Genomic DNA, 16,359 nt, shown 5'->3' on the forward strand with positions numbered 1-16,359 from the left:
GATCGCGAGGGTCCTCCCCGGCGCCGCCGCGCCGCCCCCGGCCCTCCGGTTTTCGGGGCTCGGATTGTGAAAACTGCCACGTGATCAGCGCGGGTCCTGGCGTAAATGCCTGCCTAGCCTCGTCGGATGCGTAACGACGGCACCCTCGACGACCCACACGGCCCTGGTGGCCCGGCTGACCGTTCGGACGATACCCCTTCCGCCGATCGGTCAACCAGCGTCCCGCAGTCCCGACTCGCAACGGTCGGCTCGTTGCTCACCCGCATCGCCCGCCGCGGCGACACGCTCGCCGCGCGACCCCGCCGGGCCCGGGTGGCCGTGGCCACCGGCGCCGTGTGCTGCCTCGGCCTGGTCGGCGTCAGCGTGATCGGCGCGGACACCGGGCACGACTCGCCGGCCCCCGACCAGCGCGCCGAGATCGCCCAGCGCGCGGAGGCCGACGCCGCCTCCCGCGGAATGGCCCGGCAGCCCGAGCCCGGCACGCCGGCCACCGGAAGCCCCACCCCGGAACACTCCCCGTCGACCACGGCCAAGCCCACCCCCACCCGGAAGGTGAGCGCGAAGCCGAAGCCGCGCCGGATCAGGCCGGTCGCCGGCCTGGACCAGGCCCAGATGGACAACGCCAAGGCGATCGTCCGCACCGCCCAGAAGATGGACGTGCCGCGCCGCGCCATGGTGATCGCGGTGGCCACCGCGATGCAGGAGAGCAACCTCTACAACTACGCCAGCGGCGTGCTGCCCGAGTCCCAGAACTACCCGCACCAGGCCATCGGCTGGGACCACGACTCCGTCGGCCTCTTCCAGCAGCGGCCCAGCTCCGGCTGGGGCAGCGTGCGGGACCTCATGAAGCCGGAGTTCGCCACCCGCCAGTTCCTCGCCGCCCTCGAGCAGATCCCCGGCTGGCAGGACCTCCCGCTGACCGACGCGGCCCAGGCCGTGCAGGTGTCGGCGTTCGGGTGGCTGTACGCGCAGCACGAGTGGCGCGCCACCGAGGTCGTGGACGCCATCCTCGCCTGATCCGGGGCGGACAGCGGCACGCGTGACGTCCCGTTGTCCCCCCGATGCCGGGTTTCACCGAGCGTCACGGGTTGCAGGATCGACTCAACGCCGGACGCCATCTGTGAACAGGTCTTCGCATCAGGTACCGTCCCCTGTCACACCGTCTTCGCATCAACTGGCGGCCCTGGCAGGGCGCCGAATCGGAGGGACACGCCGTGACTTTCCCAAGCGCGGTCCGCAAGGCTGGCTTGCTCGTGGCGATCACCGCCCTCGCGGTCACCGCGGGGTGCGCCAAGAAGGACGAGGGCGAGGTCCAGGCGGGCGGCGTGAAGCTCGTCGAGAAGGGCAAGTTGACCGTCTGCACCCACCTGCCGTACGCGCCGTTCCAGTCCAAGGACGCCGGCGGCACGGTGGTCGGGTTCGACGTCGACGTGATGGACCTGGTCGCCAAGGAGCTGGGCGTCGAGCAGAAGATCATCGACACGCCGTTCGAGGGCATCAAGTCCGGCCAGGACCTGAACACCGGCAAGTGCGACGCGGCCGCCGCCGGCATGACCATCACCGAGGAACGGCAGAAGGTCATGGACTTCTCCGACCCGTACTTCGACGCCACCCAGGCGTTGCTGGTGAAGACCGGCAAGCCGTACAAGTCCCTCGACGACCTCCGGGGCAAGAAGCTCGGCGTCCAGGCGGCCACCACCGGCCGCGACTACGCCCGCAAGCACGAGGCGGAGAAGGGCCTGCAGCTCGTCGAGTTCGAGGACCTCGCCGCCGAGCAGCAGGCCCTCGCCAACGGCCAGATCGAGGCGGCCGTCAACGACCTGCCGGTCTGGACCGAGTACATCAAGGAGCACCCGGGCGGCTTCGAGGTCACGGCCGAGTTCGACACCGGCGAGCAGTACGGGTTCTCGGTGAAGAAGGACGGCAACCCCGAGCTGCTCAAGAAGATCAACGAGGTGCTGGCCAAGGCCAAGCAGGACGGCACGTACGACAAGATCTACGAGAAGTGGATCGGCAAGCTGCCGAACTCCTGATCTGACACCTGGACGCCGAGGGCGCGCGCCACGACGCGCGCCCTCCGCGTCGGCCACCCCGCACAGTTCAAGGAGCGTCGAACCGTGAAGCTGCGACGCCGCCAACGAGAGCGGCTGTCCCTCTGGCTCCAGTACCTGGCCTTCGTCGTCATCGTCGTCGCGGTGCTCGTCGCCGCCGACTGGGGCCGGCTGCGCGAGGCGTTCTTCCGCGTCGACATCATCGAGTCGATGTTCCCGACGGTCATCACCGTCGCGCTGCGCAACACGATCCTCTACACGCTCGGCGCGTTCGCCTTCGGCCTCGTGTTCGGCACCATCCTCGCGCTGATGCGGCTGTCCCGCGTGGCGCCGTACCGCTGGGTGGCGACGGCGTACATCGAGCTGTTCCGGGGCCTGCCCGCGCTGCTCGTGCTGTTCCTCGTCGGGTACGGCATCCCCATCGCGTTCCCGGAGCGGGAGATCCCCGGCGGCGTGTTCGGGTCGATCGCCATCGGCCTCGGGCTGACCGCCGCCGCGTACATGGCCGAGACCATCCGCGCCGGCATCCAGGCCGTGCCGAAGGGGCAGATGGAGGCCGCGCGCACGCTGGGCATGTCCCACTTCACGGCGATGCGCACGATCATCATCCCGCAGGCGTTCCGGATCGTGATCCCGCCGCTGACCAACGAGCTGATCCTGCTCACCAAGGACTCGTCGCTCGCGTACGTGCTGGGCGTCACGGCACAGACCATCGAGGTCACCAAGTTCGGCCGGGACACCCTGAACGACCGGGTGAACGCCACTCCGCTGCTGGTGGCCGGCTTCACCTACCTGATCATCACCCTGCCCCTCTCCCAGGTGGTACGACGCCTCGAACTCCGCTACGCCAAGGCTCGGTGACCCACATGACGACCACGCAACCCCGGCCCGCCGTCGAGATCCGCGACCTGCACAAGTCCTTCGGGCCGCTCGAGGTGCTCAAGGGCATCGACTTCGAGGTGGGCCACGGCGAGGTGGTGTGCGTCATCGGGCCGTCCGGCTCCGGCAAGTCCACCCTGCTGCGGTGCGTCAACCTGCTCGAGGAGCCGACGGCCGGCCGGATCTGGGTCAACGGTGTCGAGATGACCGACCCCGACGTGGAGATCGACTCCGTACGCCGGGGCATCGGCATGGTCTTCCAGTCGTTCAACCTCTTCCCGCACCTGACCGTGCTCGACAACCTCACCATCGCCCAGCGCCGGGTGCTGCGGCGCGGCCGCGCCGAGGCCGAGCGGACCGCGCGGGAGAACCTGGAGCGGGTCGGTCTCACCGACAAGGCCGCCGCGTACCCCGCGCAGCTCTCCGGCGGGCAGCAGCAGCGCGTGGCGATCGCCCGGTCGCTGTCGATGGACCCGAAGCTCATGCTCTTCGACGAGCCGACGTCCGCGCTGGACCCGGAACTCGTCGGCGACGTCCTCACGGTCATGCGCACGCTGGCCGAGGACGGCATGACGATGCTGGTCGTGACCCACGAGATGGCGTTCGCCCGCGACGTCGCCGACCGGGTCGTCTTCATGGACGGCGGCGTGGTCGTCGAGCAGGGCCCGCCGCAGGACGTGCTCGGCGCGCCGCAGCACGAGCGCACCCGCTCGTTCCTCTCCCGGGTCCTCGACCCGACGCACGTCGCGCAGCTCGGCCGACCCTAGCCCGGCGGCAACCGTCTCGACCCGGGAGACCGCCAGGCCCCGACGGGCGGCGTCGGCCTCCAGGCGGTGCAGCAACCGGGCCAGCGCCCAGGCGCACTCGCGCGGGCCGTGCCCGGCGGACAGGAACAGGTGGACGCTCACCGCCGGCCCCCGCCGCGGCGGCCGGCCCGCCGGTCCGCCCGGTGCGCCGGGCCGGCGTCGGGCGTCTTGTAGGTGACCAGCGGCACCGTGGTGGCCACGGGGGTGGCGAGACCGTGGTCGACGAGATCGGTGATCACGTGCTCGATGCGCTTGTACGCCGAGGGCGCTTCCTCGAAGAGCAACTGGCGGTCGCCGCACACCACCACCGACCCCATTGGCGTCCGGCGCAGCTCCTCGACGGTGTGCTTGGCGCGACCCCGGCGCAGGGCGTCGGCGCGGGACATCTTGCGGCCCGCGCCGTGCGCGACCGAGTGGTTGGCGTCCGGCCCGGCGTGGGCGGCCACCAGGTAGGACGGGGTGCCGCGGGTGCCGGCGACGAGCACGTCACGGCCGTCACCCGGCGCCGCTCCCTTGCGGTGCAGGTAGCCGCCGTCGCGGACCTCGACCAGGTTGTGGCACTGGTCGACGATCGGTTCGGTGGGCGCGAAGCCGAGGGCGTGGGCGACCCGCGCGGCGAGTAGCCGCCGGTTGAGCGACCCCCACCGCACGGCGGCGTCGTGCAGCTCCAGGTAGGCGGCGGGATCGGGCGCGGGACCGGCACCGTGGACCTCGGTGTGGGCTCGCAGGATGCGCTCGCCGAGCCCGCGGGAGCCACTGTGGACCACGAGCACGAGATCGCCCGCGTCGAGCCCGAGACGGCTCGCGTGGTCCGGGTCGAGGACGGCCCCGATCCGGGCCAGCTCGACGAAGTGGTTGCCCCGACCGACCGTCCCGAGCCCGTCGACGTGACCGGCCGGAACGTCGCCCGCCACGACCGTCCAGGAGGGGTCGGCGGCGTCGCGCTCCGGGTCCAGCGGCCGGTCGAGGTCCGGGAACCGGGCGGCGAGCCGTTCGGGTACGGCCCGCCGGAGCCGCACGGGGAACACGGCGATGCCGCATCCGATGTCGGAGCCCACGAGGAGCGGATAGAGCAGGCGCGACGTCATGGCGGCGCCGATCGGTGCGCCCTTGCCGGGGTGCAGGTCCGGCATGCCGGCGACATGGATCATGCCGTCGAGGGCGGCCACCTGGTGGCACTGCGCGAGGGCCTCGGACTCGATCCAGCTCGTGGGGGAGGCGAAGACGGTGACGGTGGCGGCGGGGGACGGTGACCGGAACTCCGAAGGGGAGTGGGGTGAGGACAACGACGCTCACTTCTCACGGGAAGGGTGTAGACGGACGTCAGCGCGGCACCCGATCGGGTGCCGGAGCGGTGGATGCAGACCGGGGACTGTCCGTCAGAACGTCATGGACACACCCTCGTCGCGTGGACGACGTCCGGCAATCGAATTTCCCGGGGATACGACGCAGCGTGGGCCGCGGAAGCACCGCAGCCCACGCTCGTCGAGACACCGACCCGAGTCGGTGGCGTGCCGGTCAAAGGAACGCGTACATCTCCTCGGACGCCTCCTCGGTGTCGCCGGCCGGCGGCGCGGTCACCGCCAGCCGCTCGCCGAAACCGCTCATCTTCATCTCGGTCACGATGTCACCCATGGTCTTCGTGGCCACCGTGTAGGACAGGGCGGTCATCCGCCCCTCGCCGTCGACCGTCGCCTCGAACGGGATCGCCTTCGGATCCTTGGCGAGCTTCGCGGACGACTGGATGCCGTCGCGCATTCCGGCGTTGGTGCTCGCGACCTCGGCCGCCTTGTCGAGGTCGGCGGTGCCGCGGTAGCGGCCCTCGCCCAGCGCCTCCGCGGACACGACACCGCCCACGATGCCGGTCTGCGACTGGAAGTCGAAGGACTGGCGCAGCGAGCTGTTCGGCCGGAGCTTCGTGAGGTCGAGCTTCATCCACGGCTTGTCGCCGTCGGAGGACTCCGTCTTGATGTACGCGGCGTCGCCGATGAGCCGGGCCTCCATGGGCTCGGGCGTGGTGCCCGTGATGAGCAGGAGCCGGGCGGCCGGGTCGACCTTGCCGGTGAGCGTCACCGACGCGGGCCCGGCCTTGACGGAGGCGTCCATGGTGACCGGCCCCGAGAGGGTGCGGTCCATGGCCTGCTTGATGGCGGTAACCGGGTCGGCGGGGGTGGGGGAGGTCGTGGGTGAGGGCGTGGCGGAGCCACCGGAGTTGCTGCCGCATCCGGCGAGGAGGGCGGCAAGGGTTATCGAGAGCACAGCAGTGAGTCGTCGTCGCACAGTTGGCACCCTATCGACGACCGCCACCGGTTTCCGCCCGCCCGCTGTGACCCGGTGATGGTGAGGACGGGCCAATCTCGCACGGTGCCGGCACCGGCCGCGACACATCCTGTCGCCCTTCCATTGTACCGACGCGACCGCCTGTCCGGATCGGCCCGAATGCTGATTTCTGCCCCGTGACCTGCACGTACGCTCGTCGAGCCCCAGCCCGCACTCACCCGGGAGCGCCGTGCCCGACGTCAGGAGACAGGAAATCGCCGCCGAGCAGCAGGTGGTCGACCGCGTCTACGCGCGGCTCGACGGGATGCGGGCGCAGGCCGACGAACTCGCCCGCGAGGGGCACCGGAGGGCGGCGGCCGGCTCGATCGCCGGACTGGTGGAACGTGACGCGTTGGTTTACCGCGCCGCCGCGCGGTTGCGGGCGCTCGACGCGGAAGCGGAAGGCCTGGTGTTCGGCCGGCTCGACTTCGACGACGGCGAGACGTACCACATCGGGCGGCTGGGCGTGCGTGAGGACCGGGAACCACTGTTGGTCGACTGGCGGGCGCCCGCCGCCGAACCCTTCTACCGGGCCACCCCGGGAGAGCCACTCGGCGTGGTGCGTCGCCGGGTCATCATCTGCCGGGGCTCCACGGTCGTCGACCTCGACGACGACGTGTTGTCCCCCGACGACGTCGACGGCCTGCGTGTACTCGGGGAGGGGGCGCTCCTGGCCGCGCTCTGCCGGTCCCGCGGCCCGCGGATGCGCGACATCGTGACGACCATCCAACGTGAGCAGGACGCGGCCATCCGCGCGCCGGCCCGGGGCGTCACCGTCATCACCGGCGGGCCGGGGACCGGCAAGACCCAGGTCGCCCTGCATCGTGCGGCGTACCTGCTCTACACCGACCGCGCCCGGTTCGCCGGCGGTCGCATCCTGGTGGTCGGCCCCTCGACCGTCTTCACCACCTACATCAGCCGGGTCCTTCCCTCGCTCGGCGAGGACAGCGTGCACCTGCGGTCGCTCGGCGAACTGGTCGACGGGGTGACCGCGACCCGCCGCGACCCGCCGGAGGTCGCCCAGATCAAGGGCGGCGACGGCATGCGGCGGGTGCTGGTCGAGCTCATGTGGCAGTCGCCGCCGACGGCGCCGGACCGGCTGCGGCTCGTGTACGCGGGGCAGGTGCTCACGCTCGGAGCGGACGACCTGGCGGGTGTGCGCCGCCGCACACGGGACGGCTGTGAGGCGGCCGGCACCGCGCCCAACGCCGCCCGCCCGGTCGCCGCCGCGACCCTCCTGGACGCGTTGTGGGCCAGGGTGGACGGCGCGCACTTCGACCGGAGCCTGGTCACCGAGGACCTCGCCGACCGCCCCGAGTTCCGCCGGTTCCTGCGGGCGTGGTGGCCCGTGCTGACCCCGACGACCGTGCTGTCGTGGCTCGCCGACAGCGCGCGGGTGGTCGGTCTGGACGCCGGAGCCGCCGAGACACTCGCCGGCTCGTACCGCGGCAGGTCCGACTGGTCGGTGGACGACGTGCCGCTGCTCGACGAGCTGACCGTGCTGCTCGGCGACCCGCCCGCCGCGCCGAGGGCGCCCGAGCCCGAGTGGCAGCTGCGTGAGCTGACCACCGGCACCCGACACGTGGCGACGTTCGTCCTCAGCTGCGGTCTGCGCGACGGGTGGGAGCTGTACGCGCCCGGACACCCGACGCCGATCGCCCTCGCGGGACCGACGATCGACAACGACGCGATCACCGCGGCCCAGCGCTGGGCCGAATCCGTCATCCTCCGCGAGGGTCACCGGGTCGTCGGGTGGACCGACGGCTTCGACCCGCACGGCGAGGAGGGTTACGTGCCCGTGCTCGATCGGCCGCTATCGGTCGCCGAGCCCGACGACGACCCGCCCACCGAGGATCCCTACCTGCACGTGATCGTCGACGAGGCCCAGGACCTGTCACCGATGGAGTGCCGGATGATCGCACGCCGGGCCGAGTACGCGTCGATGACCGTCGTCGGCGACCTCGGGCAGGCGACGCACCCGCTGGCGGCCGGCTCGTGGCCGCACCTGCTCGCCCGGCTCGGCAAGTGTGAGACCCGGATGTTGGACCTGCCCACCGGATACCGGCTGCCCGAGGTCATCGCCGACTACGCGGCACGGGTCCTCGCTCCCGGCGTCGCGCCGACACGCTCGTACCGGCCCGGCGGCACGGTGTCCGTACGGCACGTCGACGACCTGCCCGCCGCGGTACGGGAGGCGGTCCGGCGGGTGCCGCGCGACACGACCGCCGCGGTCATCGCCACCGACGAGGCGGCGAAGGAGCTCGCCCCGCTCGTCGACGCGCCCGACGTCGTGGTGGTGCCGGCCAGCCTCGTGAAGGGACTGGAGTACGACCACGTCATCGTGGTGGAGCCCGCCGACATCGTGGCCGCCGAACCCCGCGGCCTGAACCGGCTGTACGTGGCGCTCACACGAGCGGTCGCCGGCCTGGTCGTCCTCCACGCGAAGGCGCTGCCCGCCCCGCTGGACGCCTGACGCACCGACGCCGGCGACCACGACGGAGGTTCGACGGCGGCGGAGCGGGACCGGGTGGAGACCGGCCGCTGCGCCGCCGTCGACCGCCTACGCGGAGACGTGCGCGACGCCGGCCCGCCCGCTCTCGACGTGGACGCTGGCCCGCGTCACCACCGGGGCGCCCGGGGCGTCGACGAACGGCACCACCCGGTAGTCCGTACGCATCTCCCGGCGGCCCAGGTGGCACACCTGGTATCCGCGCTGCGAGTTGTGGAACCTCATGTGCGGGTTCTCGGCGAGCCACGTCACCCCGAGCGCGTCCGTGTCGACGCCGTTTCCGCCGGAGCTGATCGAGGTGCCGAGGAACTCGGTGCCGATGGTGCGCGAGCCCGGGTCGGAGAAGTCGAGCTTGAGGTCGGCGGCCACGCTGCGGTGGGCGTCGCCGGTGACGATGAGGAAGTTGTCGACACGGCGCCGTGCCACGCCGTCGAAGAGCCGTTGGCGCGCTGCCGCGTACCCGTCCCAGGTGTCCATGCCGAACGTCTCGGCCGCGCCGTCGGTGTGGTCGGCCTCCATGGCGAAGACCTGGTTGCCGAGCACGTTCCAGCGGGCGGTGGAGGCGCCCAGGCCGGCGAGCAGCCACGCCTCCTGCCGGGCGCCGAGCATCTGCCGGTTGGTGTCCCAGCGCAGCGACTGGTCGGTGAGCTGCTGGTCGCGGAACCGCCGGGTGTCGAGCACGTCGAGCTGCAGGAGGTCGCCGAACCGCAGGCGCCGGTAGACCTGCATCTCGGGGCCGTGGGGCATGGACGAGGCGCGCAGCGGCAGGTTCTCGTAGTACGCCTGGTAGGCGGCGGCCCTGCGGAGCCGGAAGACGGCCGGGTCCTGGTCCGGCTCGGTGTCCGGCTGGGAGTGGTCGCCGGCCCAGTTGTTCTCCACGTCGTGGTCGTCCGGGGCGACGACCCACGGCGCGGCCGCGTGCGCCGCCTGGAGGGCCGGGTCGAGCTTGTACTGGGAGTACCGGATCCGGTAGTCGGTGAGGGAGAACGTCTCCGCGGCCGGCAGGTGCGCCCGGCCGATGGACCCGGCCCCGCCGCCCTCGTAGATGTAGTCACCGAGGTGAACGACGAGGTCCGGGTCCTCACGGGACATGTGCTCGTACGCCGTGAAGTAGCCGTCGGTGTAGGCCTGGCAACTCGCGAAGGCGAAGGACATCGAGTCGAGGGTGGCACCGGCACGCGGCGCCGTGCGGGTGCGGCCCACGGGGCTGACCTCGTCCGCGATCCGGAACCGGTACCAGTACACGCGGTCCGGGCGCAGGCCGTGCACCTCGGCGTGCACCGAGTGCGCCCACTCGGGCGTGGCCCGCTCCACGCCACGGCGCACCACCCGGCGGAAGTGCTCGTCCTCGGCCATCTCCCAGCGCACGGTCACGGCGCGGCGGGGCATGCCGCCGAGACCGTCGACGGCGAGCGGGTCCGGCGCGAGGCGGGTCCACAGCACGACACCGTCCGGGGTCGGGTCTCCGGAGGCGACGCCGAGCGTGAACGGGTAGCCCGGCAGGGTGATCCGGTCGTCCGGAGCGGACGCCGAGGCGGGCTCGGCGGCGAGGAACGCCGCTCCCGCGGCGACACCGCCGAGGGCGAGGAAACGGCGACGGGGCAGCATCAGGGGGGACTCTGACATGGGGATGCCTTCCGGACAGCGGTGGGATGTGCTGTTGATCTCGCTCATCCCACCCGCCGGATGTGACACCGGCCGGAACGCGCGATGAACAGCGCGGCACCCGTCCGGAAGCGCCACGGTCCGGTGGGGACGGTCGGCGGTGCCCGCCGTGCGACGCACAACGGGCTCAGGCGGCGCCGTCGAGCTCCCTGTCCAGCCGCGGAGTGGCCGTACGCGCGAGCAGGTGCACGACAGACAGGGCCACGATGAGCACGACCAACGCCTCCCGCGCCGGCAGCAGCACGGTCAGCGGAGCCAGCGCGGCCACCAGCAGGCTGAGAGCCCGCCGGCGGCCCACCGTACGGCGCGCGCGCCGCCACACGAGGTGGTCGGCCAGGAGGAAGACGATCAGCCCGCACACGAGGACGACCTGCCCGGACGGCGCGCCCGGGCGGAGCTGCCCGGGCGGGGCCAACGCCGTCCGCAACCCGAAGGCGACAAGGGCGAGGCCGACGACCAGGAACAGGTGCAGGTACGTGTAGGCGTCCCGGGCCAGGGCGCCCCGTTGCCACGGCGTGGTCAGCTCGGCGAAGCATTGGCCGACGACGACGTCGGTGCCCACGTAGGTCCACCAGAGGGTGGACAGCAGGAGGGCGCCGAGCGCGACGCCCAGGAGCGCGGATCCGGAGGAGGGCGAGCCGGCGGCGGCCATCCCGGTGGAGATCACGGCCTGGCCGAGCGCGATGAGGATGATCAGGTTGTAGCGGCCCATCCACCGGCTCACGGGCCCGGGCCCGAGCTGCCAGTTCCGGGACCCGATGAGGTAGCCGCCGCTCAGGTCGACGGCGATGCCGGCCACCCAGAGCGCCATGGTCGGCGGCGTCACCGGGTCGCCGGTGGCCCCGGCGGCCAGCACGGCGCCCACGAGCAGCGCGGCGGCGACGCACGTCGGCGCGGCGGCCCGCAGCACCGGGGTGCGGAGCGCGGCGTCCCGCCGGAGCGAGACCCAGAGCGCGGCCAGCTGCAGGACGCGCACCGCCGCGTACGAGACGACGACGATCGCGGGACCGGACAGCCCACCGGGCACGTGGCCGAACGCCTGCGGCGTGGCGATCCCGAGCGTCAGGGTGAGGGCCACCTCCGTGAGCACGAGCAACCGCCGGATGTTCGCCGACCCGCGCACCATCGTGGTGAACCAGGTGTGGTTGATCCAGGACCACCACAGCAGCGCGAGGACGGCCAGTCCCTGGAGTACGCCGGTGGCCCCCGGCTGCCGGGTCATGAGGACGGTGACCTGGATGAACGCGTACACGAACACGAGGTCGAGGAACAGATCCTCCGGGGTGACCTCGACCTCGCGGCCGGCCATCATGGCAATGGCCCGGTGCAGGTGGCGGTGGCGTTCCCGCAGCACCGTCACGTGCGCGAGCACCACGCAGACCAGGGCGCCGGCGAGGATACCGAGCGACGGCACGGCCCCCACCTGGAGGGCCCCGGGCGCCAGCAGCGCGACGAGGGCGATGCCGAGCAGCGGGCCCCGACCGATGCGCCGGACCATGCGCCACTCGAACGCCACGATCCCGAGCAGGTACAGGACGACCCCGCCGTAGAGGCTGAACAGGCCGGCGGTGTCCCACTTCTTCGCGGTGTCGACCTCGGTGGCGCCCAGCGCGTGCTTGAGCCCGGACGACACCAGGATGAGCCCGGCGATCATCGGCAGGTGCAGGACGGTGTAGGCGTCGCGGGCCAGCCGGGACCGGGCCCGGGGTGGCGTCGACTCCAGCGCCTGCTCCGCGTCGAGTGCCGCGATGTCGAAGTACGCCCACCAGAGGAACGCCACGACGAGGAGGGCGAGCCCGGAACCGCCGAGCACCGACCAGGTGATCGGCGGCGTGCCGGCGAACCCCCGGCTCGTGCCGATCGAGATGATCGTCTCGCCGAGCGCGACCAGCATGATCAGGTTGTGCCGCTCCGCCCAGTGCCGCACCGACGTGAGGTGCCAACTGCCGGCGCCCGCGGCGCGCAGCCCGACGTAGTCGACGGCGGTCGCCGCGGCGAAGAGCAGGATCTGCAGCGGCGCGCGGCTTTGTCCGGGCGCGAGGTGGCCGGGCAGCAGCGCCCCGCACAGCAGCAGGACGGCGCTGGCGGCCAGGGGCAGCCAGGCCCGCCGGGCGGGCGGGGACGACGGCCGCGTCGAGCCTCGTTGGCACAGGGTGATGATCAGCAGCGACACGGCTCGGATGGTCAGGAAGCCGACGACGAAGACGAGGGGCGCGGAGTGCCCGTCGTGCCGGTCGACGAACACCTCCGGCATCGCGACGGCGACCAGCAGGAGCACGGTCGCCACCGTGAACATGACGATCGGCAGGACCCCGCGGTCGAGCCGGACGAGGTTCCCGACCCAGGCGTACCCGGCCCAACTGCGCCACAGCAGCAGGAGCACGAGCCCGCCCTGGACCAGCGCGTCGAGAGTCGAGCGCTCGGCCATGAGGCCTGCGACGTTGATGAAGGCGAAGACGAACACCAGGTCGAGGAAGAGCTCGGCCCGCGTCACCCCGCCGTGCGTCGCGACCCGGGCGCGCCGGCCGCGCGTCCCGTGCCCGGCCACCTCCTCCTCTCCGCTGGTCACCCGACCACTGTTGCAACCTCTCCTGCCGCCGGCAGGTGAAATCGGTGACCCCGCGCCGGCCGGTCTCGTGCCCGGCGGCCCGCGCGCCATAACCCCGGGATACGACCCGAACGGTATGTGCGGTGCTATTCATTGATCTCAATATGATGTCCGCATTCGTGAATCAGGTGCGCTTCCGAGGCGTGCCGTCCTGATGCGGAGGAATCATGGTTCGCTGGCGCACCTTCACCGGCCTGGTGGCCGCCGCGCTGACCGCGGTGACCGCGGGCAGCCTCACCGTCGCGGCACCCGCCGCGGCGGCCGACGGAACGATGACGCCGTACGTCGTCGGCGGCACCCGCGCCGCCCAGGGCGAGTTCCCGTTCATGGTGCGACTCTCGATGGGCTGCGGCGGTGCCCTGTACAGCCCGCGGCTCGTCCTCACGGCGGCCCACTGCGTGGGCGCGACCGGCGCCAACACCAGCATCACGGCGACCCTCGGCGTGGTCGACCTCCAGTCGTCCAGCCGGATCACCGTCCGGTCGAACTACGTCTACCGGGCGCCCGGCTACAACGGCAACGGCAAGGACTGGGCCCTGATCCGGCTCGCCACCCCGGTGACCGGCCTGAGCACGTTGAAGATCGCCAACACGACCGCGTACGACAACGGCACCTTCACCGTGGCCGGCTGGGGCGCCGCGCGAGAGGGCGGCCCTCAGCAGCGGTACCTCCTCAAGGCGACCGTCCCGTTCGTCAGCGACTCCAGTTGCGCCGCCTCCTACGGTGGCGACGTCATCCCCGCCGAGGAGATCTGCGCCGGCTACCCGAGCGGCGGTGTGGACACCTGCCAGGGTGACTCGGGCGGCCCCATGTTCCGCCGCGACGCGACCAACGCCTGGATCCAGGTGGGCATCGTGAGCTGGGGCAACGGCTGCGCCCGGCCCAACTACCCGGGCGTCTACACGCAGGTGAGCTACTTCGCCTCGGCCATCGCGTCCGCCGCCGCGAGCCTCGGCGGCTGACGCCGCCGACGCGCCACCGAAAGATACGACGCCGTCCCGCCCGGCCGAGCCGGGCGGGACGGTCGTGCGATCGGGCCCGTGGCTGGCGGACCTGCCACGCGACGCGGGACGCTGCCGGTAATGTCCGCAGTGTGGTGACACCGGGCCCGGGGGTGCCCGGGGCGTCAGGCGGGCGCGGCCGTTCGCCGCAGGGAGGACCGCCGTGAGCGAGCGGGAGCAACCGGGCACGCCGGCCAGCGGGCCGGCGTCCCGCTCCCTGGGCGCCACGAGCCCGTACGCGCGCGACACCGTCCGCCTCGCGCTGGTCGTCGGGGCGTTGGGCGTCGTGTTCGGCGACATTGGCACGAGCCCCATCTACACCATGCAGACGGTGTTCAATCCCGGCGACCCGCATCCCGTGCCGGTCAGCACGGAGAACGTGTTCGGCGTCGTGTCGGTGGTGTTCTGGTCCGTGATGATCATCGTGACCGTCACGTACGTGCTGCTCGCCATGCGCGCCGACAACGAGGGCGAGGGCGGCATCATGGCGCTCATCACCCTGCTCCGGCGGGGGGCCAAGCGTGGCGCGACGCGAACGACCACCCTGCTGGCCGGGCTCGGGATCTTCGGCGCCGCGCTGTTCTTCGGCGACAGCATGATCACGCCGGCCATCTCGGTGCTGTCCGCCGTCGAGGGACTCCGGGTCGTCGAACCGTCGCTGCACGAGCTCGTGCTACCCATCACCGGGGTGATCATCCTGGTGCTGTTCCTGCTGCAGAGCCGGGGGAGCGGCGCGGTGGGCCGCCTCTTCGGGCCCATCATGATCGTCTGGTTCGTGACGGTCGCGGCGTGCGGTGTGAACGGCGTCGTGGCCCACCCCGACATCCTGCGCGCGTTGTCACCGACGTACGCCCTGGGCTTCCTGGCCGGCCGCTTCGACGTCGCGTTCTTCGCGCTCGCGGCGATCGTGCTGGCCGTCACCGGCGCCGAGGCGTTGTACGCCGACATGGGCCACTTCGGCCGCCGGTCGATCACCCGGGCGTGGCTCGTCCTCGTGTTTCCCGCGTGCGCGCTGAGCTACCTGGGCCAGGGCGCGGTGATCCTCGACGACCCGGCCAACATCTCCAGTCCTTTCTTCCTGCTCGTGCCCGACTGGGGACGCCTGCCGCTGGTCCTGCTGGCCACCGCCGCGACGGTCATCGCCTCCCAGGCCGTGATCACGGGCGCGTTCTCCGTAGCGTCGCAGGCGGCCGAGCTGGGCTACCTGCCCCGGCTGCGGATCCAGCACACCTCGGAGTCCACGTTCGGGCAGGTCTACGTGCCGTGGGTCAACTGGCTGCTGCTGGTCGCCGTGCTCACGCTGGTCTTCGCCTTCCGCAGCTCGACGGCCCTGGCCTTCACGTACGGGATGGCGGTGACCGGCACGATCGCGATCACCACGCTCATGTTCTTCTACGTGGGCCGGTGGCGGTGGAAGGCCCCGCTGTGGGTGCTCGCCCTGGGCGCGATCCCGCTGCTGGCGGTGGACGTGCTGTTCGTCGCGGCCAACGGCACCAAGCTGTTCCACGGCGCGTGGCTGCCGCTGCTCATCGGCCTGGCCGCGTTCACCGTCATGACCACCTGGGCGCGGGGCCGCGAGATCATCACGGCCGAACGCCAACGTCGCGAAGGCTCCCTGCGTGAGTTCGTCGACCAGTTGCGGCGGGACGGCACGCTGACCCGACGCGTCCCCGGCACGGCCGTCTTCCTCAACCGGGGCAAGCAGACGGCGCCGCTCGCCATGCGCGCCAACGTCGAGCACAACCACGTACGCCACGACCACGTGCTGATCCTCTCGATCGACACACAGCCGGTGCCCCGCGTACCGCCGGAGCAGCAGATCGTCGTGGACGACCTCGGGTACGCCGACGACGGGATCACCCACGTGAGCGCCCGGTTCGGCTACATGGAGACACCGGACGTCCCCGAGGTGCTGCGGAGGCTCAGCCCGGACGCGACCGAGGGGCAGCTCCAGGTCGAGGAGGCGTCGTACTTCCTCTCGAAGATCGAGCTGCGGCCCGGTGACCGGCGGACGATGCCGCGCTGGCGCAAACGACTGTTCCTCACCACCTCCTTCATCACCGCCGACGCCGCCGAGCACTTCTGCCTGCCCCGCGAGCAGTGATCATGGGGTCCCACATCGAGCTGTAGGACGGCGGCGGCCCTCGTGGGTGGCGGTTTCGGCGGTGGCGGCACGGGTACCGGCCTGGCGGCACGTGACGAAGGGTGGTGGACGGCGTGAACCTGGGTCGCTTCGGTGACGTGGTCGTGGGCACGGCCGGCGACGTGGCGGGCAGCGTCGTCGATCCCCGGCAGGGACTCAAACAGCTCCGCTCGGCCCGGTCCGCCCGGACCGGACTCGTCCTCGCGGCCGGTGTCGTCCTCGGATATCTGGCGGCCCGCGCCCGCCGCGGTCCGGACCGTCCCGCCGACACGTCCACCGGCACGGGAACGGATCCAACCCGTGCCGGTTCGGGGTTTGTGGCCCGACGCAACGGGTAGCCGCCCGCACGTCCCCCTTGGCGGACGGTGTCCGGGTCGG

The 16,359-nt window shown here is 72.1% G+C and carries 12 protein-coding genes and 1 pseudogene; 8 read left to right on the forward strand and 5 right to left on the reverse strand.

Annotated features, from left to right (window positions below):
• The first annotated feature begins 126 nt into the window (after positions 1-126).
• From ACSNOA_RS16095 to ACSNOA_RS16110, 4 genes are all read left to right on the forward strand, one after another.
• Positions 127-1,017, forward strand: coding sequence for a peptidase M23 (locus ACSNOA_RS16095; RefSeq protein WP_436659205.1), 891 nt, complete (start codon positions 127-129; stop codon positions 1,015-1,017).
• A gap of 197 nt (positions 1,018-1,214) precedes the next feature.
• Positions 1,215-2,033 (forward strand): basic amino acid ABC transporter substrate-binding protein, encoded by an 819-nt coding sequence (locus ACSNOA_RS16100; RefSeq protein ID WP_436659207.1) that lies wholly within the window; start codon positions 1,215-1,217, stop codon positions 2,031-2,033.
• Between the two features lie 84 nt (positions 2,034-2,117).
• Complete coding sequence (locus ACSNOA_RS16105) at positions 2,118-2,912, forward strand: amino acid ABC transporter permease (RefSeq protein WP_436659209.1); 795 nt, start codon at positions 2,118-2,120, stop codon at positions 2,910-2,912.
• A gap of 5 nt (positions 2,913-2,917) precedes the next feature.
• On the forward strand, positions 2,918-3,697 hold the full coding sequence (locus ACSNOA_RS16110) for an amino acid ABC transporter ATP-binding protein (RefSeq protein ID WP_436659211.1): 780 nt from the start codon (positions 2,918-2,920) through the stop codon (positions 3,695-3,697).
• A gap of 6 nt (positions 3,698-3,703) precedes the next feature.
• Here ACSNOA_RS16110 and ACSNOA_RS16115 read toward each other — a convergent pair.
• The 3 genes and pseudogenes from ACSNOA_RS16115 to ACSNOA_RS16125 form a co-directional block, all read right to left on the reverse strand.
• Positions 3,704-3,838 (reverse strand): annotated as a pseudogene (locus ACSNOA_RS16115) (peptide chain release factor H); the annotation flags it as partial.
• Positions 3,835-5,022 (reverse strand): RNA ligase RtcB family protein, encoded by a 1,188-nt coding sequence (locus tag ACSNOA_RS16120; RefSeq protein WP_436659213.1) that lies wholly within the window; start codon positions 5,020-5,022, stop codon positions 3,835-3,837. The pseudogene ACSNOA_RS16115 and the gene ACSNOA_RS16120, both read right to left, overlap by 4 nt.
• A gap of 232 nt (positions 5,023-5,254) precedes the next feature.
• The gene (locus ACSNOA_RS16125) at positions 5,255-6,016 is read right to left on the reverse strand and encodes a hypothetical protein (RefSeq protein WP_436659214.1); all 762 of its coding nucleotides are present in this window, start codon (positions 6,014-6,016) and stop codon (positions 5,255-5,257) included.
• Positions 6,017-6,245: 229 nt separating this feature from the next.
• Between ACSNOA_RS16125 and ACSNOA_RS16130 the strand changes: the two genes are divergently transcribed.
• Positions 6,246-8,528, forward strand: coding sequence for a HelD family protein (locus ACSNOA_RS16130; protein WP_436659215.1), 2,283 nt, complete (start codon positions 6,246-6,248; stop codon positions 8,526-8,528).
• Between the two features lie 87 nt (positions 8,529-8,615).
• On the opposite strand, the gene ACSNOA_RS16135 is transcribed toward ACSNOA_RS16130, so the two are convergent.
• Both ACSNOA_RS16135 and ACSNOA_RS16140 read right to left on the reverse strand, forming a co-directional pair.
• The gene (locus ACSNOA_RS16135; RefSeq protein ID WP_436659217.1) at positions 8,616-10,190 is read right to left on the reverse strand and encodes an alkaline phosphatase D family protein; all 1,575 of its coding nucleotides are present in this window, start codon (positions 10,188-10,190) and stop codon (positions 8,616-8,618) included.
• 166 nt (positions 10,191-10,356) lie between these two features.
• Positions 10,357-12,798 (reverse strand): low temperature requirement protein A, encoded by a 2,442-nt coding sequence (locus ACSNOA_RS16140; protein WP_436659218.1) that lies wholly within the window; start codon positions 12,796-12,798, stop codon positions 10,357-10,359.
• Positions 12,799-13,004: 206 nt separating this feature from the next.
• Here ACSNOA_RS16140 and ACSNOA_RS16145 point away from each other — a divergent pair, with 206 nt between their 5' ends.
• From ACSNOA_RS16145 to ACSNOA_RS16155, 3 genes are all read left to right on the forward strand, one after another.
• Positions 13,005-13,799 (forward strand): S1 family peptidase, encoded by a 795-nt coding sequence (locus ACSNOA_RS16145; RefSeq protein WP_436659220.1) that lies wholly within the window; start codon positions 13,005-13,007, stop codon positions 13,797-13,799.
• A 202-nt stretch (positions 13,800-14,001) separates the two neighbouring features.
• Positions 14,002-15,942, forward strand: a complete 1,941-nt coding sequence (locus tag ACSNOA_RS16150; protein WP_436659222.1) for a potassium transporter Kup — start codon at positions 14,002-14,004, stop codon at positions 15,940-15,942.
• Between the two features lie 113 nt (positions 15,943-16,055).
• Complete coding sequence (locus ACSNOA_RS16155) at positions 16,056-16,319, forward strand: hypothetical protein (RefSeq protein WP_436659224.1); 264 nt, start codon at positions 16,056-16,058, stop codon at positions 16,317-16,319.
• Positions 16,320-16,359 lie beyond the last annotated feature (40 nt).

The organism is Micromonospora sp. URMC 103, from assembly GCF_051386435.1.
Lineage (GTDB): Bacteria > Actinomycetota > Actinomycetes > Mycobacteriales > Micromonosporaceae > Micromonospora.